Annotated in this window: 23 protein-coding genes and 1 tRNA gene; 13 read left to right on the forward strand and 11 right to left on the reverse strand. The window is 64.6% G+C overall.

The window, feature by feature from the left end:
* Positions 1-69 precede the first annotated feature (69 nt).
* The 6 genes from XH87_RS15520 to XH87_RS15545 all read right to left on the reverse strand — a co-directional run bounded on the left by XH87_RS15520 (position 70) and on the right by XH87_RS15545 (position 6,484).
* Positions 70-1,155: a sn-glycerol-3-phosphate import ATP-binding protein UgpC gene (locus XH87_RS15520; RefSeq protein ID WP_271587955.1), complete on the reverse strand. Its 1,086-nt coding sequence runs from the start codon at positions 1,153-1,155 to the stop codon at positions 70-72.
* A gap of 108 nt (positions 1,156-1,263) precedes the next feature.
* Entirely contained in the window at positions 1,264-2,112 is an 849-nt protein-coding gene (gene ugpE, locus XH87_RS15525) for a sn-glycerol-3-phosphate ABC transporter permease UgpE (protein WP_271587956.1), read from the reverse strand.
* The gene (gene ugpA / locus XH87_RS15530) at positions 2,112-2,993 is read right to left on the reverse strand and encodes a sn-glycerol-3-phosphate ABC transporter permease UgpA (RefSeq protein ID WP_035704168.1); all 882 of its coding nucleotides are present in this window, start codon (positions 2,991-2,993) and stop codon (positions 2,112-2,114) included. The genes ugpE and ugpA overlap by 1 nt, the downstream gene beginning before the upstream one ends.
* Before the next feature lie 47 nt (positions 2,994-3,040).
* Positions 3,041-4,357 carry a sn-glycerol-3-phosphate ABC transporter substrate-binding protein UgpB gene (gene ugpB, locus XH87_RS15535; RefSeq protein ID WP_035704170.1) on the reverse strand — a complete coding sequence of 439 codons (1,317 nt, stop codon included), beginning with the start codon at positions 4,355-4,357 and terminating at the stop codon, positions 3,041-3,043.
* 320 nt (positions 4,358-4,677) lie between these two features.
* Positions 4,678-5,883 (reverse strand): CaiB/BaiF CoA transferase family protein, encoded by a 1,206-nt coding sequence (locus XH87_RS15540; protein WP_035704172.1) that lies wholly within the window; start codon positions 5,881-5,883, stop codon positions 4,678-4,680.
* A gap of 175 nt (positions 5,884-6,058) precedes the next feature.
* Complete coding sequence (locus tag XH87_RS15545) at positions 6,059-6,484, reverse strand: organic hydroperoxide resistance protein (RefSeq protein ID WP_035704174.1); 426 nt, start codon at positions 6,482-6,484, stop codon at positions 6,059-6,061.
* Between the two features lie 154 nt (positions 6,485-6,638).
* Here XH87_RS15545 and XH87_RS15550 point away from each other — a divergent pair, with 154 nt between their 5' ends.
* A complete protein-coding gene (locus XH87_RS15550; RefSeq protein WP_271587957.1) occupies positions 6,639-7,100 on the forward strand; it encodes a MarR family winged helix-turn-helix transcriptional regulator in 462 nt (153 codons plus the stop codon).
* Positions 7,101-7,103: 3 nt separating this feature from the next.
* Here XH87_RS15550 and XH87_RS15555 read toward each other — a convergent pair whose 3' ends face one another.
* From XH87_RS15555 to XH87_RS15565, 3 genes are all read right to left on the reverse strand, one after another.
* Positions 7,104-7,346 carry a GIY-YIG nuclease family protein gene (locus tag XH87_RS15555; RefSeq protein WP_028180118.1) on the reverse strand — a complete coding sequence of 81 codons (243 nt, stop codon included), beginning with the start codon at positions 7,344-7,346 and terminating at the stop codon, positions 7,104-7,106.
* 149 nt (positions 7,347-7,495) lie between these two features.
* Positions 7,496-7,571, reverse strand: a tRNA-Ala gene (locus XH87_RS15560).
* Positions 7,572-7,666: 95 nt separating this feature from the next.
* Positions 7,667-8,074 carry a TIGR02300 family protein gene (locus XH87_RS15565; RefSeq protein ID WP_035704183.1) on the reverse strand — a complete coding sequence of 136 codons (408 nt, stop codon included), beginning with the start codon at positions 8,072-8,074 and terminating at the stop codon, positions 7,667-7,669.
* A gap of 158 nt (positions 8,075-8,232) precedes the next feature.
* On the opposite strand from XH87_RS15565, the gene aroA reads away from it, so the two are divergent.
* From aroA to XH87_RS15625, 12 genes are all read left to right on the forward strand, one after another.
* Positions 8,233-9,570 (forward strand): 3-phosphoshikimate 1-carboxyvinyltransferase, encoded by a 1,338-nt coding sequence (aroA, locus tag XH87_RS15570; RefSeq protein ID WP_271587958.1) that lies wholly within the window; start codon positions 8,233-8,235, stop codon positions 9,568-9,570.
* Positions 9,567-10,205 carry a (d)CMP kinase gene (gene cmk, locus XH87_RS15575; protein ID WP_271587959.1) on the forward strand — a complete coding sequence of 213 codons (639 nt, stop codon included), beginning with the start codon at positions 9,567-9,569 and terminating at the stop codon, positions 10,203-10,205. The genes aroA and cmk overlap by 4 nt, the downstream gene beginning before the upstream one ends.
* A 269-nt stretch (positions 10,206-10,474) precedes the next feature.
* A complete protein-coding gene (gene rpsA, locus XH87_RS15580; protein ID WP_035704188.1) occupies positions 10,475-12,181 on the forward strand; it encodes a 30S ribosomal protein S1 in 1,707 nt (568 codons plus the stop codon).
* A 351-nt stretch (positions 12,182-12,532) separates the two neighbouring features.
* Positions 12,533-13,513, forward strand: a complete 981-nt coding sequence (gene sppA / locus XH87_RS15585) for a signal peptide peptidase SppA (RefSeq protein WP_035704189.1) — start codon at positions 12,533-12,535, stop codon at positions 13,511-13,513.
* A gap of 171 nt (positions 13,514-13,684) precedes the next feature.
* Positions 13,685-13,990 (forward strand): integration host factor subunit beta, encoded by a 306-nt coding sequence (locus XH87_RS15590; protein ID WP_008539997.1) that lies wholly within the window; start codon positions 13,685-13,687, stop codon positions 13,988-13,990.
* 154 nt (positions 13,991-14,144) lie between these two features.
* Complete coding sequence (locus XH87_RS15595; protein WP_035704191.1) at positions 14,145-14,537, forward strand: lipopolysaccharide assembly protein LapA domain-containing protein; 393 nt, start codon at positions 14,145-14,147, stop codon at positions 14,535-14,537.
* Positions 14,538-14,603: 66 nt separating this feature from the next.
* Entirely contained in the window at positions 14,604-15,275 is a 672-nt protein-coding gene (locus XH87_RS15600; RefSeq protein ID WP_271587960.1) for a phosphoribosylanthranilate isomerase, read from the forward strand.
* Positions 15,272-16,489 carry a tryptophan synthase subunit beta gene (gene trpB, locus XH87_RS15605; RefSeq protein WP_158670098.1) on the forward strand — a complete coding sequence of 406 codons (1,218 nt, stop codon included), beginning with the start codon at positions 15,272-15,274 and terminating at the stop codon, positions 16,487-16,489. The genes XH87_RS15600 and trpB overlap by 4 nt, the downstream gene beginning before the upstream one ends.
* Positions 16,486-17,322: a tryptophan synthase subunit alpha gene (gene trpA / locus XH87_RS15610; RefSeq protein ID WP_271587961.1), complete on the forward strand. Its 837-nt coding sequence runs from the start codon at positions 16,486-16,488 to the stop codon at positions 17,320-17,322. Before trpB ends, trpA begins: the two co-directional genes overlap by 4 nt.
* 111 nt (positions 17,323-17,433) lie before the next feature.
* Entirely contained in the window at positions 17,434-18,375 is a 942-nt protein-coding gene (gene accD / locus XH87_RS15615; RefSeq protein ID WP_271587962.1) for an acetyl-CoA carboxylase, carboxyltransferase subunit beta, read from the forward strand.
* Entirely contained in the window at positions 18,372-19,715 is a 1,344-nt protein-coding gene (locus XH87_RS15620) for a bifunctional folylpolyglutamate synthase/dihydrofolate synthase (protein WP_271587963.1), read from the forward strand. Before accD ends, XH87_RS15620 begins: the two co-directional genes overlap by 4 nt.
* Before the next feature lie 145 nt (positions 19,716-19,860).
* The gene (locus XH87_RS15625) at positions 19,861-20,601 is read left to right on the forward strand and encodes a metallophosphoesterase family protein (RefSeq protein WP_271587994.1); all 741 of its coding nucleotides are present in this window, start codon (positions 19,861-19,863) and stop codon (positions 20,599-20,601) included.
* A gap of 48 nt (positions 20,602-20,649) precedes the next feature.
* Here the strand turns inward: XH87_RS15625 and XH87_RS15630 are convergent, their stop codons facing one another.
* Both XH87_RS15630 and trxA read right to left on the reverse strand, forming a co-directional pair.
* Positions 20,650-21,657 carry an ATP-dependent DNA ligase gene (locus XH87_RS15630; protein ID WP_271587995.1) on the reverse strand — a complete coding sequence of 336 codons (1,008 nt, stop codon included), beginning with the start codon at positions 21,655-21,657 and terminating at the stop codon, positions 20,650-20,652.
* Positions 21,658-21,797: 140 nt separating this feature from the next.
* The gene (gene trxA, locus XH87_RS15635) at positions 21,798-22,118 is read right to left on the reverse strand and encodes a thioredoxin (RefSeq protein ID WP_008540017.1); all 321 of its coding nucleotides are present in this window, start codon (positions 22,116-22,118) and stop codon (positions 21,798-21,800) included.
* Between the last annotated feature and the right edge of the window lie 43 nt (positions 22,119-22,161).

The following is a 22,161-nucleotide window of genomic DNA, read 5'->3' on the forward strand; positions in this document are numbered from 1 at the left end:
AAACAGACCCCCTTCTACTGTGCATGGGGTTGTTTTCGCGGTTTTTGATCGATCGCCCTTCGGGGCCCGTCAGGCCTCGATCCGCTTGCGCCCGTCGGCGCTGAACAGATGCAGCTTCGTCCGCGTCGCCGCGACACGAATCTTCTGGCCGATGGCGGGGGCTTCAGTTCCGGGAATGCGGACGATGATCTCGCCCGGCGGCAGCTCGCCGGGGGTGGCGGCGACGTGCTGCTCTTCCCGCTCGCGCGAGCCGTACACGAAGGTTTCGGCGCCGACACGCTCGATCGCCTCGACCGTGAGCGGCAAGGCGACGCCGCCGGCGGGCGTCTGGTCGGTGATGACGAAGTCTTCCGGGCGGATGCCAAGGATGCCGGCCTCGCCCGCGCTGCCGCCGAGCTGTGATTTGATCTCATCGGGGCGCGTCGACATCAGATTCATCGGCGGCGCGCCGATGAAGGAGGCGACGAAGGTGGTCGCCGGCTTCTCGTAGATCGCGAGCGGATTGCCGACCTGCTCGACCTGGCCGCCATTCATCACCACGAGGATGTCGGCGAGCGTCATCGCCTCGAGCTGGTCGTGGGTGACGTAGATCGACGTCGTGTTGAGCCGGCGCTGCAGTTTGCGGATCTCGACCCGCATCGCGATGCGCAGCTTGGCGTCGAGATTGGAGAGCGGCTCGTCGAACAGGAACACCTTCGGCTGGCGCACGATGGCGCGGCCCATGGCGACGCGCTGGCGCTGGCCGCCGGAGAGCTGGCGCGGCTTGCGCTCCAGCATGGCGGACAGCTCGAGCACGCGCGCGGCTTCCTCGACGCGGGTCTTGATCTCGGCCTCCGCCATGCCGCGGTTGCGCAGGCCATAGGCCATGTTGTTGTAGACGCTCATATGCGGATAGAGCGCGTAGTTCTGGAACACCATCGCGATGTCGCGGTCGGCGGGCTCGATCTGGTTGACGATTCGGCCGCCGATGTCGATCTCGCCGCCCGTGACCGTCTCCAGTCCCGCGACCATGCGCAGCAATGTCGACTTGCCGCAGCCGCTTGGTCCGACCAGCACGCAGAACTGTCCGTCGCCGACATCGACGTCGACGCCCTTGATGGCCTCGAAGCCGCCGGGATAGGTCTTGCGGACGTTGCGCAGGGTGACGTTAGCCATGGGTTGCACCGGCGAGTAGCGAATAGTGAATGGCGAATGGGGAAGGTGTCATACGTAAGGCGGACGTAGCGACCCCATTCGCTACTCGCCACTCGCTATTCGCCATACTCACTTTTCCGTCTCGACCAGTCCGCGCACGAACAGCTTCTGCATCACGACGACGACAAGGACCGGCGGCAGCATCGCGAGAACGGCCGTCGCCATCACGATCGGCCATTCGGTCAACGCGTCCGTGGTGGTGATCATCTTGCGGATGCCGATCTGGATGGTCTGCATGTCGTCGCGCGTGGTGATCAGCAGCGGCCAGAGATATTGATTCCAGCCGAGGATGAACAGGATCACGAACAGTGCCGCCATGTTGGTGCGCGACAGCGGCAGCAGCGTATCCCAGAAGAAGCGCAACGGGCCGGCGCCGTCGATGCGCGAGGCCTCCAGCAATTCGTCCGGCACCGTCATGAAGAACTGGCGGAACAGCAGCGTCGCCGTGGCCGATGCGATCAGCGGCAGCGACAGGCCGGCATAGCTGTCGAGCATGTGCAGGTCGGCGACGATCTTGTAGGTCGGATAGATGCGGACCTCGACCGGCAGCATCAAGGTGATGAAGATCAGCCAGAAGATCGGCATCCGGAACGGAAAGCGGAAATACACGATCGCATAGGCCGAGATGATCGAGATCGCGATCTTGCCGACCGCGATCAGCAGCGCCATCACCAGCGAGTTCAGCATCATGTTGCCGACCGGCTCGCGGGTCGAGCCGCTCGTGCCGACGAAGATCGTCTGGTAGTAGGTATCGAAGAAATGACCGCCGGGCAGCAGCGACATCTGCCCGTTCGCAATCAGCGCGTTGTCCTGGGTCGAGGCGACGATCGCGATGTAGACGGGGAACGCGACGATCGCGATCCCGATCCAGAGGATGAAATGGGCGACGTAGCGCCTGATGCCCTCGTCCTCGACCATCAGTAGGTCACCTTGCGTTCGACGAAGCGGAACTGGATTCCCGTCAGCACGATGACCATGACCATCAGGATCACCGATTGCGCCGCCGAGCTGCCGAGATTGCCGCCGAGCAGGCCGTCGGAATAGACCTTGTAGACCAGCGTCTCCGTCGACTTGCCGGGGCCGCCGCGGGTCATGGTGTCGATGATGCCGAACGTGTCGAAGAAGGCGTAGACGATGTTGACGACCAGAAGAAAGAAGATGGTCGGCGACAGCAACGGGAAGGTCACGGTCCAGAACCTGCGCATCGGGCGCGCGCCGTCGATCGCGGCGGCCTCGAGCACGCTGCGAGGGATGCTCTGCAGGCCGGCGAGGAAGAACAGGAAATTGTAGGAGATCTGCTTCCACGCGGCGGCGAGGATGATCAGAGCAGCGGCCTGGTCGCCGTCGAGCAACGGATTCCAGTCGACGCCGAGGGCGCGCACATAGCGCGAGAGCACGCCCAGCGAGGGATGCAGCATGAAGATCCAGAGCACACCGACGACCGGCGGCGCGACCGCATAGGGCCAGATCAGCAGCGTGCGGTAGAGCATCGAGCCGCGCAGCGGCTTGTCCGCCATCACGGCGAGCAGCAGCGCAAACGACAGCGACGAAACGGCGATCGCGAACGAGAAGAAGAAAGTCCGCACGATCGCCTCGAAATAGGCGCGGTCCTTCAGAAGCTCGAGATAATTGTCGAACCAGACGAAGCTCGTCGACAGGCCGAAGGCGTCCTGCAGCAGGAAGGACTGGATCACCGCCTGCAACGCCGGCCAGTAGAAGAAAATCAGGACGATCCCGAGTTGCGGCGCAACCAGCGCGTAGGGCAACAGCTTGGATTGGAAAATGGCTTGCTTTTGCATGATGCCCCGAGGCGGCAGGCCGGGGTACCGGCCTGCCGCTGATCGCCTTACTTCACGGCGGTCTTTTCGAACTGCCGCAGCATCGTGTTGCCGCGCTCGACGGCGGCGTCGAGCGCCTGCTTGGCGGTCTTCTTGCCGGCCAGCGCCTGCTCGATCTCCTCCGACCAGACGTCGCGCAGCTGCACCATGTTGCCGAGGCGCAGGCCGCGCGAATTCTCGGTCGGCTCCTTGTTGGTCAATTCGAGCAGCGGGGTCTCGAGATAGGGCTGGTCCTTGTAGAACCCTTCCGCCTTGGCCTTCGCGTAAGCCGCCTTGGTGATCGGGAGATAGCCGGACGACTTGTGAATATAGACCTGACGATCCGTATCGGAGAGGAAGGTCAGGAACTTCGCCACACCCTTGTATTCTTCAGCCGACTTGCCGCCCATGATCCAGAGCGAAGCGCCGCCGATGATCGAGTTCTGCGGCGCGCCCTTGACGTCGGGATAATAGGGCATCGGCACCGCGGTGAAGTTGAACTTGGCCTGCGCCTTGACGTTGCCGAAGAAGGCCGACGAGGTCAGGTAGAGCGGGCATTCGCCCGAGGTGAAGCGGCCTTCGCCGGTGTTGGTGCGGCCGGCATAGTCGTAGGTCTTGTCCTTCTGGAGCTCGACCAGCTTCTCGAGGTGCTTGACCTGGACCGGGCCGTTGAACTCGAGCACGGTATCGAAGCCGTCGAGGCCGTTGGCCTTGGTCGAGAGCGGCACGTTATGCCAGGCGGAGAGCTGCTCGAGATTGACCCAGGTCACCCATGAGTTGGAGAAGCCGCAGGTGGGATGGCCGTTGTCGTGCAGCTTCTTGGCGGCGTCGAACACTTCGGGCCAGGTCTTGGGGATCGCGACATTGGCCTTCTTCAGCTCGTCGAGGTTGACCCACATCACGGTCGACGACGAGTTGAATGGGAAGGACAGCATCTCGCCCTTCGAGGTCGAATAGTAGCCGGTGATCGCGGGCAGATAGGCCTTCGGATCGAACTTCTCCCCGGTCTCGGCCATCAGCTTGTAGACCGGCTTCACGGCGCCGGTCGCGGCCATCATGGTCGCGGTGCCGACTTCGAACACCTGCATGATATGTGGGGCGTTGCCGGCGCGGAACGCCGCGATGCCCGCGTTCATGGTGTCGGCGTAATTGCCCTTGTAGGTGGGAACGACCTTGTAGTCGGTCTGCGACGCGTTGAAGTCGTTGGCGAGCTTGACGATGACGTCGTTGTTGGCGCCGGTCATCGCGTGCCACCACTGGATTTCGGTCACAGCCAGCGCCGGCGACGCGCCGAGACCAACCGTGAGTGCAACAGCCGCAGCCGTGCCAAAATGTCGAAGAGCCATCAAGAAAACCTCCCTTGCCCGTCACTGAAGAAGCGCTTGCGCTAGCAGCGCGATATGACGTTCACATGACTGTGTAAGCGGGAGAAACGAAAGCGGCAAGCGCTGGAAAAGGGAAGCCGGAAAATAGGCGAAGACGTGCGCGCGGCCGTTCGCGGTGCACATGCGTAGACGCGCCGCAGTGCGGCATTGGTTCATTCAGGCAAGGAGAGCGCCGTCAGCGCGGAATGACGCGAGGTAACGGATGCGGCGCCCTTGACCTCTCCCGCTTGCTTGCGGGAGAGGGAGCGCACCTGCGCCGCCGCTCGACTTGTTCTGATCGACTACCGCTTGCGCTCGGGGCCGCAGACCGTGCCCTTCTCGACCATCGCGTCGATCTCGGCCTTGGAGTAGCCGAACTCGCCGAGCACCTCGGCCGCGTGCTGGCTGAATTTCGGCGGCAGCCGGCGCAGGCTCGGCTTTGAGCGATCGAGCCGGATCGGCGAGGCGACGCCCTTGTACCAATCCTTCTCGATAATATCGCCACGGTAGATCGTGTGCGGATTCTTCAACGCCTGGTCGATCTTCTGCACCGGGCCGGCGGGCAGGCCAGCGGCGAGCAGGCGGTTGCACAGCGGCTCGGCCTCGTGCTGGCTGAACACCGCGGCAAGCTCGGCACGCAGCGCCTCGCGATTGGCGATACGGTCCTTGTTGCGGGCAAAGCGCGGGTCGGTGCCGAGCTCGGGCTTGCCGATCTCCTTGGCGAGCTTGCGGAAGGTGCCGTCATTGCCGACACCGATGAAGATGTTGTCGGTCTTGGTCGGGAAGATCGCGTAAGGCACGAGGTTCGGGTGCTCGTTGCCGGTGAGCGAGGGCGGCTTGCCATGCATGAAATAGTTCGCGGTGTGCGGATGCATGATGGCAAGGCCGGTCTCGTACAGCGTCGTCTCCAGGAACTGGCCCTTGCCGGAGCGTTGCCGCTCCGACAGCGCCATCAGGATGCCGATCGCAGCATAAAGGCCGGTGGTGATGTCGACCAGCGGCACGCCGATCCGCATCGGCCCACTCTCGGGCGAGCCGGTTGCCGCGATCATGCCGGTCATGGCCTGGATGATGGCGTCATAGCCGGGATTGCCGCCGCGCGGCCCGTCGGCGCCGAAGCCGCAGATCCGGCAATGCACGAGGCGCGGGAATTTTTCGCGCAAGCTCTCGTTGCCGATGCCCCATTTCTCCAGCGTGCCCGGCTTGAAATTCTCGATCAGGACGTCGGCCGTCTCCAGCATCTTGAGCAGCACTGCGCGGCCGCCCTCGGAGGCGAGGTCGAGGCCGATCGAGCGCTTGTTGCGGTTGATGCCGACGAAATAGGCCGCGTCCTCCTCGTGGAAGGGAGGGCCCCATTCGCGCACCTCGTCGCCCGCGGGCGGCTCGACCTTGATCACGTCGGCGCCATGGTCGGCGAGGATCTGGGTGCAGTAGGGACCGCCGAGGACCCGCGTGAGATCGATGACGCGCAATCCGCTCATGGCACCTGTGGCGGCTTCAGAACTCATGCCTTCGCTTCTCCTGTGTCGACGCTTGATCACAGGCCTAGCGAGGTTTGCCAGGGGCAGCAATGGCTCCGGGCGTAGGGCCGCATGCACCGGCGCGCGTCAATCCCGCGGCGTGGCAAAACAGCGAAGCGGCCGGCCCGTGGGGGATCCCGGGCCAGCCCATCCGCCGTTCCGGTCAGACGACCGTCAGGCGAACGTCGACATTGCCGCGCGTGGCATTGGAGTACGGGCACACCTGGTGGGCCTTCGCGACCAGCGCCTCGGCCTCAGCGCGGGCAAGGCCCGGCAGCGAGACGGCCAGATCGATGTCGAGACCGAAGCCGCCTTCCGAGCGCGGGCCGATGCCGACGGTGGAGGTGACGGAGGTGTCGGGGGGGACTTTCGGGCCGCCCTGCGAAGCCACGAACTTCATCGCGCCGATAAAGCAGGCGGCATAGCCGGCCGCAAACAGCTGTTCGGGATTGTTGCCGGCGCCGCCGGCACCGCCGAGCTCCTTCGGCGTGGTGAGCTTGACGTCGAGCGCGCCGTCGAGGGTCGCAGCGTGGCCGTCGCGGCCGCCGGTCGCCTTGGCGCTGGTCTTGTAGAGCACGTTCACGGACATTGTGGTCTCCTGCGTCCCGGGATGGGGTGCGGTCTTTATTGCAGGCAATTAGATTGTGCGCAATTGAAAATGTGACGTCTCACATTTAATTGTTTGCAATTGAATGTGCCGCCGACCGGCCCCACAATGCGGCTGAACCTCGTGAGATTCTCCAATGGCCCGGAAATCATCGGCAGCGGACGCGCCGCTGCGGCTCGACAACCAGATCTGCTTCGCGGTCTATTCCGCCGCGCATGCGTTCAACCGCGTCTACAAGCCGCTGCTCGACCGGCTCGGCCTGACCTATCCGCAATATCTGGTGATGCTGGTGCTGTGGGAGCGCGACGACGTGCCGGTCAAGGACATCGGCGAGAAACTGTTTCTGGATTCGGGCACGCTGACGCCGCTGCTCAAGCGGCTCGAGGCCGCCCATCTCGTCCGGCGCAGCCGCTCGCGCGAGGACGAGCGCCAGGTGCTGATCGCGCTGACGCCGCAAGGCCATGCAATGAAGGAGAAGGCACGCAGCGTGCCGCAGTCGATCCTGGCGGCGTCGGACTGCTCGATGTCGGAACTGGTCGCGCTGAAAGACGAAATCGTCGCGCTGCGGGACCGGCTGAATGCGGTGATCGGGGAGTAGGGGTTAGCAGAGCCGCTTTTTCGAGAAGGCGCGACCGGAGTGTGATTTGAGGTATTTCTCGAATGCCAAGGCCTTCAGCTTATCAGGGAATGCGCAGTACCAGACCAGCTTCCACGGCACGAACTTGGCGGTGTGAGCGGATTTGCCGGCATTGTGCTCCGGGAGACGTCGCTTCAGATCTTCCGTGGCGCCAATGTATTCCTGGTCGGGGAACTCGATGCTCCGGATGATGTAGACATACCACATCGATGTCTCGCGGCTGGGTAGCCGGATGGGAAGTCGAGGAAATCAGAACGTGAGGCAGTCCATCTTCGCCCTACGGGCTACGCCGGACACCACGCTTCACCCTTCAGGCTCCGCGCGGCTGCGCCACGCGTAGCCCGAAGGGCGAAGCGTGGTGGAGCCAGGCGGGATCGAACCGCCGACCTCTTGCATGCCATGCAAGCGCTCTCCCAGCTGAGCTATGGCCCCTTAGTCCTTAACCGGGGTGAATCTGGTTGATCACCCCGGACCGGCGAGCCCAGCGACTCGCGCGGTGCACCCTTTTTCACAGATCAGGGCTGATCTCAAGTCTCTTCATCACCTCCGACATCACCAATGATGTCGGTGACGTCCTCGTCGCCCTCTTCCTCGTCGGCAATGAAGGTCGAATCATCGTCATCATCGTCGTCGATGGTCTCATCCACCTCGATATCGTCCTCGGATTCGGGCACGACGGCCTTGACCTTGCCGGTGTTCTCCTCGGCATCGGCCTCCTCGAGGGAGACCAACTCCTCGGTCTCCGCCGGCTCCGGCGCGGTGTCCTGGGCCATGCTGCGGGCCTCGGCGCCGCGGGGCGCACGGGCGGGGGCGATCGGTGCAATAGGCACCACCTCGCCGGTATAGGGCGAGATCACCGGATTCTTGTTGAGGTCGTAGAACTTCTTGCCCGTGGTCGGGCAAATACGTTTGGTTCCGAGTTCTGACTTGGCCACGGCAGGAATCCTGGGAATGTCTGAAAAGCGGTGCTTCACTTGGCTAGTTGGCGGCCCGCTGTCAATAGCGCATTACGGGAGAACGACATGCCCGTGACGGGGTGCGGACCATGTGGTACCTGCGCGCCAGCCCACAGGGCCTATTCAAGGACACAATCTTGACCCATTCCGACCAACCGAGGCCGCTCCAGTCTCGCGCCAGCGGTCCCCTGACCGGGAAAGTACGGGTGCCCGGGGACAAGTCGATCTCCCACCGTGCCCTCATCCTGGGCGCGCTCGCGGTCGGCGAGACCAGGATTTCGGGCTTGCTGGAGGGCGAGGACGTCCTCAACACGGCCAAATCCATGCAGGCGCTCGGCGCCAAGGTCGAGCGCATCGGCGATTTCGCCTGGAAGGTGCAGGGCGTGGGTGTCGCCGGCTTCGCCCCGCCCAAGGCGCCACTGGATTTCGGCAATTCCGGCACCGGCTGCCGGCTGGTCATGGGCGCCGTCGCCGGCTGCCCGATCTCGGCGGTGTTCGACGGCGATGCCTCGCTGCGCAGCCGCCCCATGCGCCGGATCCTCGATCCGCTGGAAAAGATGGGCGCCAGGGTCGTCTCCGGCGGCGAAGGCGGCCGTCTGCCGCTGACACTCCAGGGCGCGCGTGATCCGCTGCCGATCACCTACAAGACCCCGGTCGCCTCGGCCCAGATCAAGTCGGCCGTGCTGCTGGCGGGCCTGGCTGCGCCGGGCACCACGACCGTGATCGAGACCGAGGCCAGCCGCGACCACACCGAGCTGATGCTGAAGCATTTCGGCGCCGACATTACCTCGGTTCAGGAAGGCCCGCACGGCCGCCGTATTACGCTGGTGGGCCAGCCCGAACTGCATGGCGCGAACGTCGTCGTGCCCGCCGATCCCTCCTCGGCGGCCTTCCCGGTCGTCGCGGCGCTCATCGTCGAGGGCTCCGATATCTTGCTGTCCGACGTCATGACCAATCCGCTGCGCACCGGTCTGTTCACCACGCTCCGCGAGATGGGCGCCTCGATCGAGGAGAGCGAAGTGCGGGGCGACGCCGGTGAGCCGATGGCGCATTTGCGCGTGCGCGCGTCAAAACTGCGCGGCGTCGAGGTGCCGCCGGAGCGCGCGCCGTCGATGATCGACGAATATCTGGTGCTGGCTGTGGCAGCTTCCTTCGCCGAAGGCACGACGATCATGCGCGGCCTGCAGGAGCTGCGCGTCAAGGAATCCGACCGGTTGGAGGCCACCGCCGCCATGCTCCGCGTCAACGGCGTCAAGGTCGAGATCTCGGGTGATGATCTGATCGTCGAGGGCCGCGGCCATGTCCCCGGTGGCGGCACCGTCGCCACCCACATGGACCATCGGATCGCGATGTCGGCGCTGGTGATGGGCTGCGCCTCCGACCAGCCCGTGGCGGTCGACGACACCGCCTTCATCGCCACCAGTTTCCCGGATTTCATTCCGATGATGCGTTCGCTAGGGGCCGAGTTTTCATGATCATTGCCATCGACGGGCCGGCGGCTTCGGGCAAGGGGACGCTCGGCAAGCGCCTCGCTCACCATTACGGCTATCGCCACTTGGATACCGGCGTGATCTACCGCGCGGTGGCCTACTCTCTCATGCAGTCCGGCCACGATCTTCGCGACGAGGCGGCTGCGGTGCAGGCCGCATTGGAACTCGATCCCGAAAAGTTCGGCAATCCCGCGCTGAAGACCCAGAAGGCCGGCGAGGGCGCCTCGATCGTCTCGGCGATCCCCGGGGTTCGCGAGGTCCTGGTCAACTTCCAGCGGCAATTCGCCGCCGATCCGCCCGGGGCCGTGCTGGACGGCCGAGACATCGGAACCGTGATCTGCCCCCATGCCGACGTGAAGATCTTCGTCGTCGCAGACCCCAAGGTCCGCGCGCGCCGTCGGACCATGGAGGCCAGGGCGAGGGGCGAGGAGGCGGACGAGGCGGCCGTGCTCGCCGACATCATCCAGCGCGACGAACGCGACAAGAATCGGCCGATTGCGCCTTTGAAGCCGGCCCCGGATGCTTACTTGCTAGATAACTCCCAACTGGATATAGAAGGCGGCGTCCGGGCCGCCATCGACATTATCGAGGCCGTCCGAGCGGGCCGGTCGCGGGGTTAAGCCGCAGCCGTCATTGGAGGAAGCGCCCGCTCCCGCCTCTTTGAGGTCGATATCTTCGGTCCCCTCGTTTCGGGGCCGGCGCGATCAAGGTTCCGGACAAAGATTTCCACGTATCGAACGTGCGGGCCTCAGCCGGCCCGCTTCCGCCGTTCCGGTGCCAAGCCGGGGCAGCGAGCGGTCGCTCGAAGGTCTTGCGGACCTTCCGACACTGTGCGTGCGATGCGCCCATGAACCCAACGGCCGGCAAGACATCCGCAACTGGAGAACAAATGGCTTCGACTTCTGCTGATACCTATAGCCCCTCGCGTGACGATTTCGCCGCGATGCTCGACGAGTCCTTCGCAGGCGGCAACCTGCAGGAAAGCTCCGTCATCAAGGGCAAGGTGGTTGCAATTGAAAAGGACATGGCCGTCATCGATGTCGGCCTGAAGACCGAGGGCCGCGTCGCGCTGCGCGAATTTTCCGGTCCCGGCCGTGAAAGCGACCTCAAGGTCGGCGACGAGGTGGAAGTGTTCCTCGATCGCATCGAGAACGCGCTCGGCGAAGCCGTGCTGTCGCGCGACAAGGCGCGCCGCGAAGAGAGCTGGGGCAAGCTCGAGAAGGCGTTCCAGAACAACGAGAAGGTCAACGGCGTCATCTTCAACCAGGTCAAGGGCGGCTTCACCGTCGACCTCGACGGTGCCGTGGCGTTCCTGCCGCGCTCGCAGGTCGACATCCGTCCGATCCGCGACGTCGCGCCGCTGATGAACAACTCGCAGCCGTTCCAGATCCTCAAGATGGACCGCCGCCGCGGCAACATCGTGGTGTCCCGCCGCACGGTTCTCGAAGAGACCCGCGCCGAGCAGCGTCAGGAGCTGGTGCAGAACCTCGAAGAGGGTCAGGTCATCGACGGCGTGGTCAAGAATATCACCGACTACGGTGCGTTCGTTGATCTCGGCGGCATCGACGGCCTGCTGCACGTCACCGACATCGCGTGGCGCCGCGTCAACCACCCGACCGAGGTGCTCTCGATCGGCCAGACCGTGAAGGTCAAGATCATCAAGATCAACCACGAGACGCACCGCATCTCGCTGGGCATGAAGCAGCTGCTCGACGATCCGTGGCAGGGCATCGAAGCCAAGTACCCGCTGGGCGCCCGTTTCACCGGCCGCGTCACCAACATCACCGACTACGGTGCGTTCGTCGAACTCGAGCCGGGCATCGAAGGCCTGATCCACGTCTCCGAGATGTCGTGGACCAAGAAGAACATGCATCCCGGCAAGATCGTCTCGACCTCGCAGGAGGTCGACGTGCAGGTGCTGGAAGTCGATTCCGTCAAGCGCCGCATCTCGCTCGGCCTCAAGCAGACCATGCGCAATCCGTGGGAGGTCTTCGTCGAAGGTCATCCGACCGGTTCGGTGGTCGAGGGCGAGGTCAAGAACAAGACCGAGTTCGGTCTGTTCCTGGGTCTCGAGGGCGACGTCGACGGCATGGTCCACCTCTCCGACCTCGACTGGAAGCTTCCGGGCGAGCAGGTGATCGACAACTACAAGAAGGGCGACATGGTGAAGGCCGTGGTGCTCGATGTGGACGTCGAGAAGGAGCGTATCTCGCTCGGCATCAAGCAGCTCGAAGGCGACCCCTTCGCCGAGCCGGGCGATGTCAAGAAGGGCGCGGTCGTGACCTGCGAAGTGCTCGAAGTGAAGGAGAGCGGTATCGAGGTGAAGATCGCCGGTACCGACTTCACCACCTTCATCAAGCGCTCGGAGCTCGCGCGCGACCGCAATGACCAGCGCGCCGAACGCTTCGCCGTCGGTGAGAAGGTCGATGCCCGCGTGATCCAGTTCGACAAGAAGGCCCGCAAGGTCCAGGTGTCGATCAAGGCGCTCGAAGTCGCCGAAGAGAAGGAAGCCATCGCGCAATACGGCTCCTCCGATTCGGGTGCGACGCTCGGCGACATCCTCGGCACCGCGCTCAAGAACCGCGACAACAAGTAAGCGAAACGCTTTTTTCGCTGCATCAAAGCCCCGGCGCGAGCCGGGGCTTTTTCGTTGCGGCATACACAACTGTCGTCCCGGACAAGCGCAGCGAAGCGGAGCGCGGATCCGGGACCCATAGCCCCAGGGAGAAGTTTGGCGAAGACTCGCAGTTGCCAGCTCGCGCGACGACTTCTCCCTGGGGTTATGGATCCCCGCCTTCGCGGGGATGACGACTGAGTCTGCGCGACTTGCTCGCCCCTCACCAGGCCTTGTTTTCTTCAAATTGCGCCGCAATTGATGTATTCAACTAAGCCGATGGTCACGCTGTGACGGCACAACGCGCCCAGCCTTTCATTTGGAGATATTCCGATGTCGCTCGATTCGGACATCATCGTCGATCGCCGCAGGATCCGCCGCAAGCTGACGTTCTGGCGTGTGATGGCCGCGCTGATCGCGATCGCGGCAATTGCGAGCTTCGCGCTGATCGCGACACCCGGAGTGCGTGGCACCTTCGCATCCGCCGGCTCGATCGCGCGCGTCCATATCGATGGATTGATCCGCAGCGATTCCGAGCGGACGCAGGCGCTGGAGCGGCTGGAGAATTCGCGGGCCGCCGCGGTCATCGTTCACATCAACTCGCCGGGCGGCACCACCGCGGGCTCCGAGCAGCTCTACGATTCGCTCGTTCGGCTGAAGGCGAAGAAGCCGCTGGTCGTCGTGGTCGAGGGCCTCGCCGCATCGGGCGGCTACATCACCGCGATTGCGAGCGACCACATCATCGCCCAGCAGAGCTCGCTGGTCGGTTCGATCGGCGTGCTGTTCCAGTACCCCAACGTCTCCGAGCTGCTGAAGACCATCGGCGTCAAGGTCGAGGAGGTGAAGTCCTCGCCGCTGAAGGCGGCACCCAACGGGTTTGAGCCGACCAGCCCCGAGGCGCGCGCCGCGCTCGATGCGCTGGTCAAGGATTCCTATGCCTGGTTCAAGGGAATGGTGAAGGAGCGGCGTGGCATGGATGACACGCAGCTCGAAAAAGTCGCTGACGGCCGCGTCTTCACCGGGCGTCAGGCGATCGATCTCAAGCTGATCGACCAGATCGGCGACGAGAAGACGGCCGTGACCTGGCTGGTCGAGCACAAGAGCGTCAAGAAGGGGCTTCCCGTGCGCGATTACAAGCTCCAGCCGCGCTTTGGCGATCTTACTTTCCTCAGGACGGCCGCCGCCGTGACGCTTGAAGCGCTCGGTTTGGGCTCGATTGCGCATCAAATCGGCCAAACCGGCGTCGCGCAGGCGGTCGACCGGCTCGGAATGGATGGAATGCTGGCCCTGTGGCAGCCGGCCGCATCAAATTGACTGGGATAGGCGAGTTCCGAAAGGTTTTCTCGTGTGGCGAGTGCCGGGCCAGCCCGCTTTTTCGGCATTTGTCACGCATTTTCACGGCGCTCAGCCTTGATTTAGCGTCTTGACAGATCAAGGTATTTTCACGGAAATGGTCGTCCGCACGCTTCCGGGTCCTATCTCTCGATGATCAAATCCGAACTTGTTCAGCGTATCGCCGAGCACAACCCGCATCTGTACCAGCGGGATGTCGAGAACATTGTGAATGCGATTCTCGAAGAGATCGTAGCGGCCCTCGCGCGCGGTGATCGCGTCGAGTTGCGCGGCTTCGGTGCCTTCTCGGTCAAGCATCGTCCTGCTCGCGCAGGGCGCAATCCACGCACCGGCGCCCATGTGCCCGTCGATCAGAAGAGCGTTCCGTTCTTCAAGACCGGCAAGGAAATGCGCGAGCGGCTGAACCGCGACCATCCGGATCCCGGCGCGGCAGACTAAAGCGCGATGCGACCGCGCTTTAGGTTGTTGTTAGAGCATGATCTTTTCGGAAAGCCCTGCACACTTTTCCGGATCATGCTGAGGGCCGGCATCAGGGGTTTTCGCGGCCGCGCATGATGCGGCCGCAAGCTTGATTCAAGGCGAGCGAAGCGAGATGCGAAAGTTCCTGACCGCGCTGATCGTGATTCCGCTGGGCCTGATCCTGGTCGCGTTTGCGGTCGCCAACCGGCATTTCGTCACGGTCTCCTTCGATCCCTTCATTTCCGACGACCCGTCACTGTCGCTGACGTTGCCGCTGTTCCTGCTCCTGATCCTGGTGGCTGCGCTGGGCGTCGTCGTCGGGGGCTCAGCCGTCTGGTTCGGTCAGCGGCGCTGGCGGCGCGCGGCGCGCCGGAATGATGCGGAGGCCCGGGCCGTTAGGGCCGAACTGGCCGATCTGCGGGCCCAGGCGGCTGCGGCCAGGCCCGAGCCCCAGCGCCTTCCCTCCCCCTCCGGGGTGGGCCTGTACGGGCCCGTCGGGCGAGACAAGCAGCGCGCGACGTTGTAGAAGCGGCCCCGACCGAAAGCACCGTTTTCCGGCCGCGGATCCGCGGCCTCCATCTGCTTTGAGACCATGTCCCTGCTCGTCAAAATCTGCGGCCTGTCCACGCGCGAGACGCTTCAAACGGCGCTCGACGCCGGTGCCGACATGGTGGGGTTCGTGTTCTTTCCGCCGTCGCCGCGGCATCTCTCTCTGGAGGCCGGACGCGCGCTCGGCCGCCAGGTGAAGCAGCGCGCGCTCAAGGTCGCGCTCACGGTCGATGCCGACGACGCCACGCTCGACAACATCATGGATGCGCTGTCGCCGGACATCTTCCAGCTCCATGGCAAGGAGAGCGTAGCGCGGCTGCGCGACATCAAGCAGCGGTTCGGCCGTCCGGTGATGAAGGCGGTGCCGGTCGCAACATCAGCCGATCTCGCCATGGTGCCCGGCTATGCCGCGGTCGCCGACAGCATTTTGTTCGACGCGCGCGCGCCGAAGGATGCGACGCGGCCCGGCGGCCTGGGGGAGCCGTTCGACTGGCACCTGCTGGAAAATCTCGATCTGAAACTGCCCTACCTGGTCTCGGGCGGGCTTCACGCCGACAACGTCGCGGAGGCCCTCCGCGTTACCCGCGCCGACGGCGTCGACGTTTCTTCCGGTGTCGAGAGCGCCCCGGGCGTCAAGGACCCCGAGATGATCCAGACCTTCATTCGCGCCGCGCGCGCCACCCAAGATGCAAGCCAAGAGTTGAGTGTTCGATGAACGTCGCCAAACCCAATTCCTACCGCAGCGGTCCTGACGAGCGCGGCCATTTCGGCATCTTCGGCGGCCGCTTCGTCGCCGAAACCCTGATGCCGCTGATCCTCGATCTGGAAAAGGCCTACACCGCGGCCAAGGCCGATCCGGCGTTCCAAGCCGAGATGAACGGCTATCTCAAGAACTATGTCGGCCGGCCCTCGCCACTCTATTTCGCCGAACGCCTCACCTCGCATCTCGGCGGCGCCAAGATCTACCTCAAGCGTGAAGAGCTCAACCACACCGGCTCGCACAAGGTGAACAACGTGCTCGGCCAGATCATGCTGGCGCGACGCATGGGCAAGAAGCGCATCATCGCCGAGACCGGCGCCGGCCAGCACGGTGTCGCCACCGCGACGCTGTGCGCGCGCTTCGGCCTCGAATGCGTGGTCTATATGGGCGCCGTCGACGTCGAGCGGCAGCAGCCCAACGTTATTCGCATGGAGATGCTGGGCGCGAAGGTGTTTCCGGTGCAGTCGGGCACGCGCACGCTCAAGGACGCCATGAACGAGGCGCTGCGCGACTGGGTCACCAACGTGCACAACACGTTCTATTGTATCGGCACGGTGGCGGGCCCGCACCCCTATCCGACGCTGGTGCGCGACTTCCAGTCGATCATCGGCAACGAGACCAAGGCGCAGATGCAGGAGGTCGAAGGGCGCCTGCCGGATTCGCTGGTCGCCTGCATCGGCGGCGGCTCGAACGCGATGGGCCTGTTCCATCCGTTTCTCGATGACCCCTCCGTCGAAATTTTCGGCGTCGAAGCCGCGGGCCACGGACTTACGCAGCTGCATGCGGCCTCGATCGCGGGCGGCCGTCCCGGCGTGCTGCACGGCAACCGCACCTATCTGCTGATGGATGACGACGGCCAGATCCAGGACGCGCATTCGATCTCCGCCGGCCTCGACTATCCCGGCATCGGCCCCGAGCATTCCTGGCTGCATGAGGTCGGCCGCGTGAACTATCTCTCCGCGACCGACGACGAGGCGCTCGCCGCGTTCCAGCTGCTGTCGAAGCTCGAAGGCATCATCCCCGCGCTCGAACCCGCGCACGCCATCGCCAAGGTGATGGAGCTCGCGCCGAAACGGCCGAGAGATCACCTGATGGTCGTCAATCTATCCGGCCGCGGCGACAAGGACGTGCCGCAGGTCGGCGACATCCTGAGGGGCAAGAGCAAGTGACCACGCGTATCGACACCCGTTTTGCCGAGCTTGCGAAGCAGGGCCGCTCGGCCTTCGTGACCTTCCTGATGGCCGGCGATCCCGATCCCGCGACCTCGCTCGAGATCATCAAGGCGCTGCCGAAGTCCGGCGCCGACGTGATCGAGATCGGCATGCCCTTCACCGATCCGATGGCCGACGGCCCGTCGATCCAGGCTGCGGGCCTGCGCGCGCTCAAGGCCGGCATGACTCTGAAGAAGACGCTCGAACTGGTGCGCGGCTTCCGCAAGGACGACGACGCGACGCCCATCGTGCTGATGGGCTACTACAATCCGATCTACATCTATGGCGTCGACAAGTTCCTGGTCGATGCGAAGAGCGCGGGCGTCGATGGCCTCATTATCGTCGACCTGCCGCCGGAGGAAGACGACGAGCTCTGCCTGCCCGCGATGAAGGCCGGCCTCAATTTCATCCGCCTGGCGACGCCGACGACCGACGACAAGCGCCTGCCGGCCGTGCTCGCCAACACCTCGGGCTTCGTCTACTACGTCTCCATCACCGGCATTACCGGTGCGGCGACGGCGGACTCCGCGGCGGTGAGCGAGGCAGTTGCCCGCATCAAGCGGCACACCAAGCTGCCGGTCTGCGTCGGCTTCGGTATCCGTACGCCGGAGACGGCGCGCGCCATTGCCTCGCATGCCAATGGTGCGGTCGTCGGCACCGCGCTGGTCGATGCGCTCAAGACCAGCCTCGATGCGGAGGGGCGGGCGACCGGCACAACCGTCAACGCCGTCGCCGAACTGACGGCGGCCTTGGCCGAGGGCGTCAAAGGCGCGAAACAAGCGGCCGAATAGGTCATAATTCCGCTGCCAAGGCGGACGACACGGCGGCTTGCCGGACAGGCGCCCGGCGGCCATATATCCTTCAGGTGATCCGCGAAGCGGGTTCGCACATCGGAGCAAACCATGAACTGGCTTACCAATGTGGTCCGGCCGAAAATCCGCAACATGCTGCGGCGGCAGACGCCGGAGAATCTGTGGATCAAATGCCCGGATTCCGGGCAGCTCGTGTTCTACAAGGACGTCGAGGCCAACCAGTTCGTCATTCCCGGCTCGAACTACCACATGCGCATGGGCGCGGTGGCGCGTCTGAAGTCGATCTTCGACAACGAGACCTGGTTCGACGTCGCGCTGCCTGAGGTCACGCCCGACCCGCTCAAGTTCCGCGACGAGAAGAAATACGTCGACCGCATCAAGGATGCGCGGGCGCGGACCAATCTCAACGACGCGGTCAAGGTCGGCTACGGCAAGCTCGAAGGCTCCGCCGTCGTCATCGCCGTGCAGGATTTCGACTTCATGGGCGGCTCGCTCGGCATGGCCGCGGGCGAAGCCATCGTGCGCGGGATGGAGCTGGCGGTCGAGAAGAAGTCGCCGTTCATCGTGTTCGCCGCATCGGGCGGCGCGCGCATGCAGGAAGGCATCCTGTCGCTGATGCAGATGCCGCGCACCACTGTTGCGGTGCAGATGCTGCGCGAGGCAAAACTGCCTTACATCGTCGTGCTGACAAACCCGACCACCGGCGGCGTCACCGCGTCCTATGCGATGCTCGGCGACGTGCAGATAGCCGAGCCTGGCGCGCTGATCGGTTTTGCCGGCGCGCGCGTGATCGAGCAGACCATCCGCGAAAAACTGCCCGAGGGCTTCCAGCGCGCCGAGTATCTCAAGGAGCACGGCATGGTCGACATGGTCGTGCATCGTCACGAACTCCGCCCGACGCTGGCGCGGCTCTGCCGCTTGCTGACCAAGGCGCCGGCGCTGGAAGGCGCATCGAAATCGGTGCAGCCGGTCGCGAGCCCGGCGCAGATCGTATCGGCTGCCGAGACGGCGCCGGCCGCGCCGCACGCGTGAACGCCTCCTCCGACAGTGCAAAGACGCCGCTCGGCGAATTGATCGGGCGGCTGTCGGCCCTGCATCAGAAGCGCATCGATCTCGGGCTGGAGCGGATGCATCGCCTGCTCGAACGGCTCGGTCACCCCGAACGCAAGCTGCCGCCGGTGATCCATATTGCCGGCACCAACGGCAAGGGCTCGACGCTCGCTTATCTGCGCGCGACGCTGGAAGCTGCGGGCTTGCGGGTCCACGCCTATACCTCGCCCTATCTCGTCCGCATCAACGAATGCTTCCGGCTCGGCCGCGTGGGCGGCGGCGTGCTCGTCGACGACGGCGAATTGCGCGCAGCGCTGGAAGAGGTCGAGCGCGTCAATGCCGGCGAGGCCGCGACATTGTTCGAGCTGAAGACGGCCGCGGCCTTCCACCTGTTCGCGCAGAATCCGGCCGATGTGGTGCTGCTCGAAGTCGGCCTCGGCGGCCGGCTCGATTCGACCAATGTGATCGATGCGCCGGCGGGCTGCGTGATCACGCCTGTCAGCATGGACCACATGGATTTCCTGGGGTCGACCCTGGCGTCGATTGCCGGCGAGAAGGCCGCGATCATCAAGCGCGGCGTCCCCGTGATTTGTGCCGAGCAAATGCCGGAGGCTATGGCCGTGATCGAAGCGCAGGCGAGGCGCATGCGTGCGCCGCTGTTTGCCGCAAACGAGAGCTGGCACGTCAATGTCGAGCGCGGGCGTCTGGTCTATTCCGACGATCGCGGCTTGATGGATCTCCCGGCGCCGCGTCTGTTCGGCCGCCACCAATTCGCCAATGCCGGGCTCGCGATCGCGACGTTGCGCGCGATTCCAACCATCAAGGTCGATCAGGCAGCGTTCGAGGCCGGCATCGTCGGCGCCGAATGGCCGGCGCGGATGCAGCGCATCACTTCGGGCGAGCTGCTGTCCTGGGGACCGCAGGGCTCCGAGATCTGGCTCGACGGCGGCCACAATCCCGAAGGCGGCCGCGTTGCAGCCGCCGCGCTCGGCGATCTCGAGGAGCGGGTGTCGCGGCCGTTGGTGGTGATCGCGGGCATGATGGCCAACAAGGACGCACAGGGTTTCCTCGCCAATTTCGCCGGCCTCACCCGTCACATCATCGCGGTGCCGATCCCCGACGCCGAGAACGCAATGCCGGTCGATCGCCTCGCGGATGCCGCGCGCAGCCTCGGCATGCGCGTCGAGACCGTGTCAGGCGTCGAAGCCGCGCTGCGCGCCTTGGCGAAGCTCGCCTACGAGGTGCCGCCGCGCATCCTGATATCAGGCTCGCTGTATCTCGCCGGTCATGTGCTGGCGATCAACGGCACGCCTCCTGCATAGACGGTCTTGTGTCCCGGACAAGGCGCATCGCGCAAGCGATGAGCCGCAGAGCCGGGACCCAGAATGCCGCAACATGGGCCCCGGCTCTGCAGCGCACCGCTGAAAAGGCGCTGCGCTGCGTCCGGGGAACGAGAGAGAAATGCCAATGCGTTTCGCCGCGATTGCCGATATCCACGGAAACTACCGCGCGCTGGAGGCTGTCCTCGCCGACATCCGCGCTCACGGCATCACCGACATCGTCAATCTCGGCGATATGCTGAGCGGTCCGCTCGATGCGCGCCGGACCATCGACATCCTGATGCAGCTCGATGCCGTGCATGTCCTCGGCAATCATGATCGCTATCTGCTCGACCGTCCGCCGGAGAAGATGGGCTCGTGGGATCGGCCCGCCCACGCACAGCTCGATGCCGCCCAGCTCGACTGGCTGCGCGCCCAGCCGATGACGCGGGTGCTTCGCGACCAGGTGTTCCTCTGCCATGCGACGCCCGAGAATGACGAAATCTATTGGCTCGACACCGTGCATCCCGACGGTACGGTCGCGCCGTCGCCGCTCGATCGCATCGAGCAGTTTGCGCAAGGGATCACGCAGTCGCTGATCCTGTGCGCCCACACCCATCTCGCCCGCGCCGTGCGCCTGCGCGACGGCCGGCTGATCGTCAATCCCGGCAGCGTCGGCAGCCCTGGTTATCGCGACAAGCATCCATTCCCGCATGTCGTCGAGGCAGGCACCCCCCACGCGCGCTATGCGATCCTCGAGCTCGTCGATGGTGCCTGGCGGGTCGCCTTCCGCCATATCGCCTACGATCACGAGGCGATGGCCGCGCTGGCGCGGCGCAATGGTCAGCTGGAGCTCGCGAACGCGCTTGCGACGGGATGGATTGCATAGTCACGCTCGTGTCCCGGACGCGACGCAGAGCCGGAGCATGGGCGATCATCACTTCAACAGCTTCATCGGGTCGGCCACCTTCTGCTTCAACTGTTCGAAGCGGCATTGCCGCGGCGCCTTGTCGGGGCGCCAGCGCAGGATCGAGGTGCCGTGGCGGAAACGCTCGCCGCTGAAATGGTCGTAGCAGACCTCGACGACGAGCTTCGGCTTCAGCGGACACCATTTCGCCGAACGTTCTGTCGACCAGCGGCTCGGCCCGCCCGGGGCATTGCCGGTGAAGCCGGGCTCGCCGATCAGCGCCTCCAGCCGATCGGTCAGGGCAGGCTTCTCCTTCGCCTTGATGGCCGAGGTGAAGCCGACATGGTGCAGCAGGCCCTCATCGTCGAAGAGCCCGAGCAGCAGCGAGCCGACCACGTTGCGTCCGGCGATCTTGTTGGTGGCGTAGCGGAAGCCGCCGACCACGCAATCGGCGCTGCGGAATTTCTTGATCTTCTGCATGCCGTCGCGGTTGCCCGCCTGATAAGGCAGGTCGATGCGCTTGGCGATGACGCCATCCGAGCCGCCGCCGGATTGCGCGAGCCATTTCCCGGCCGTGGCGTAACTCGCCGTCGCAGGCGAAAGCCGGAAGATGCTGCCTTTGAGATAGGACTTCGCAAAAGCTTCCAGTGCCGGCCGTCGCTCGCTGAGCGGCGCCTTGGCAAGCTGCTTCTCCCCGGCCGTCGCGAGCAGGTCGAAAACAAGATAGAGCGCGGGCGTGTCCTGCGCGAGCTTCTTCACCCGGCTTGCGGCAGGATGGATTCGCTGCAGCAGTGCGTCGAACGAAAATCCCTTGCCCTGCGGCACGACGATCTCGCCGTCGAACGTGAAGCGATCCGGCTTCAGCCTCAGCGCGGCGGCAACGATCTCGGGAAAATAGCGCGCAAGGTCCTCGCCGGATTTCGAGCGCAGATCGAGGTTGCTGCCTTCGCGCGACAGCAGGCAGCGGAAGCCGTCCCACTTGGGTTCATATTGCCATTCCTTGCCACGCGGGATCCCGTCGACCGAACGCGCCTCCATCGCGACGAGTGAGCTCGATCTTCGGGCGAGCTTGGCGGGAGGGGCTGGCAAGGGCGGGACTCGTCATACGCTGAACACGTCCCATCAACGCAAAACGGCCGGCTTTGGCCGGCCGCTTCGAAAATAATCTTCGGGATGGATCAGACCGCGGACGTGATCCACTGCTGCAGCTTCGCCTTGGGCGCCGCGCCGACCTGGCGGGAGGCCATCTCGCCGCCCTTGAAGATCATCAGGGTCGGGATCGACATCACGCCGTATTTGGAGGCGGTCTTCGGGCTCTCGTCGACATTGAGCTTCACGATCTTGACCTTGTCGCCCATCGCGCCGGCGATTTCGTCGAGGGCGGGGGCGATCATGCGGCACGGGCCGCACCATTCGGCCCAGAAATCGACGACCACGGGGCCGTTCGCCTTGAGCACTTCGGCTTCGAAATCGGCGTCGGAAACCTTGCTAACGGCCATTGGGAGTACCTCACTCGGTTGAAAGAGAATCGGCGCGACATGG

The organism is Bradyrhizobium sp. CCBAU 53415, from assembly GCF_028128735.1.
Classification (GTDB): domain Bacteria; phylum Pseudomonadota; class Alphaproteobacteria; order Rhizobiales; family Xanthobacteraceae; genus Bradyrhizobium.

Bases quoted from the DNA above. Each gene is read 5' to 3' on its own strand.
- accD (WP_271587962.1), top strand. From the start codon at position 17,434: ATGAACTGGCTTACCAATGTGGTCCGGCCGAAAATCCGCAACATGCTG.
- ugpE (WP_271587956.1), bottom strand. From the start codon at position 2,112: ATGGTCGAGGACGAGGGCATCAGGCGCTACGTCGCCCATTTCATCCTC.
- cmk (WP_271587959.1), top strand. From the start codon at position 9,567: ATGATCATTGCCATCGACGGGCCGGCGGCTTCGGGCAAGGGGACGCTC.
- XH87_RS15550 (WP_271587957.1), top strand. From the start codon at position 6,639: ATGGCCCGGAAATCATCGGCAGCGGACGCGCCGCTGCGGCTCGACAAC.
- XH87_RS15590 (WP_008539997.1), top strand. From the start codon at position 13,685: ATGATCAAATCCGAACTTGTTCAGCGTATCGCCGAGCACAACCCGCAT.
- trxA (WP_008540017.1), bottom strand. From the start codon at position 22,118: ATGGCCGTTAGCAAGGTTTCCGACGCCGATTTCGAAGCCGAAGTGCTC.
- XH87_RS15630 (WP_271587995.1), bottom strand. From the start codon at position 21,657: ATGGAGGCGCGTTCGGTCGACGGGATCCCGCGTGGCAAGGAATGGCAA.
- trpB (WP_158670098.1), top strand. From the start codon at position 15,272: ATGAACGTCGCCAAACCCAATTCCTACCGCAGCGGTCCTGACGAGCGC.
- sppA (WP_035704189.1), top strand. From the start codon at position 12,533: ATGTCGCTCGATTCGGACATCATCGTCGATCGCCGCAGGATCCGCCGC.
- XH87_RS15520 (WP_271587955.1), bottom strand. From the start codon at position 1,155: ATGGCTAACGTCACCCTGCGCAACGTCCGCAAGACCTATCCCGGCGGC.
- XH87_RS15595 (WP_035704191.1), top strand. From the start codon at position 14,145: ATGCGAAAGTTCCTGACCGCGCTGATCGTGATTCCGCTGGGCCTGATC.
- XH87_RS15545 (WP_035704174.1), bottom strand. From the start codon at position 6,484: ATGTCCGTGAACGTGCTCTACAAGACCAGCGCCAAGGCGACCGGCGGC.
- XH87_RS15625 (WP_271587994.1), top strand. From the start codon at position 19,861: ATGCGTTTCGCCGCGATTGCCGATATCCACGGAAACTACCGCGCGCTG.
- XH87_RS15555 (WP_028180118.1), bottom strand. From the start codon at position 7,346: ATGTGGTATGTCTACATCATCCGGAGCATCGAGTTCCCCGACCAGGAA.
- XH87_RS15540 (WP_035704172.1), bottom strand. From the start codon at position 5,883: ATGAGTTCTGAAGCCGCCACAGGTGCCATGAGCGGATTGCGCGTCATC.
- rpsA (WP_035704188.1), top strand. From the start codon at position 10,475: ATGGCTTCGACTTCTGCTGATACCTATAGCCCCTCGCGTGACGATTTC.
- ugpB (WP_035704170.1), bottom strand. From the start codon at position 4,357: ATGGCTCTTCGACATTTTGGCACGGCTGCGGCTGTTGCACTCACGGTT.
- ugpA (WP_035704168.1), bottom strand. From the start codon at position 2,993: ATGCAAAAGCAAGCCATTTTCCAATCCAAGCTGTTGCCCTACGCGCTG.
- XH87_RS15600 (WP_271587960.1), top strand. From the start codon at position 14,604: ATGTCCCTGCTCGTCAAAATCTGCGGCCTGTCCACGCGCGAGACGCTT.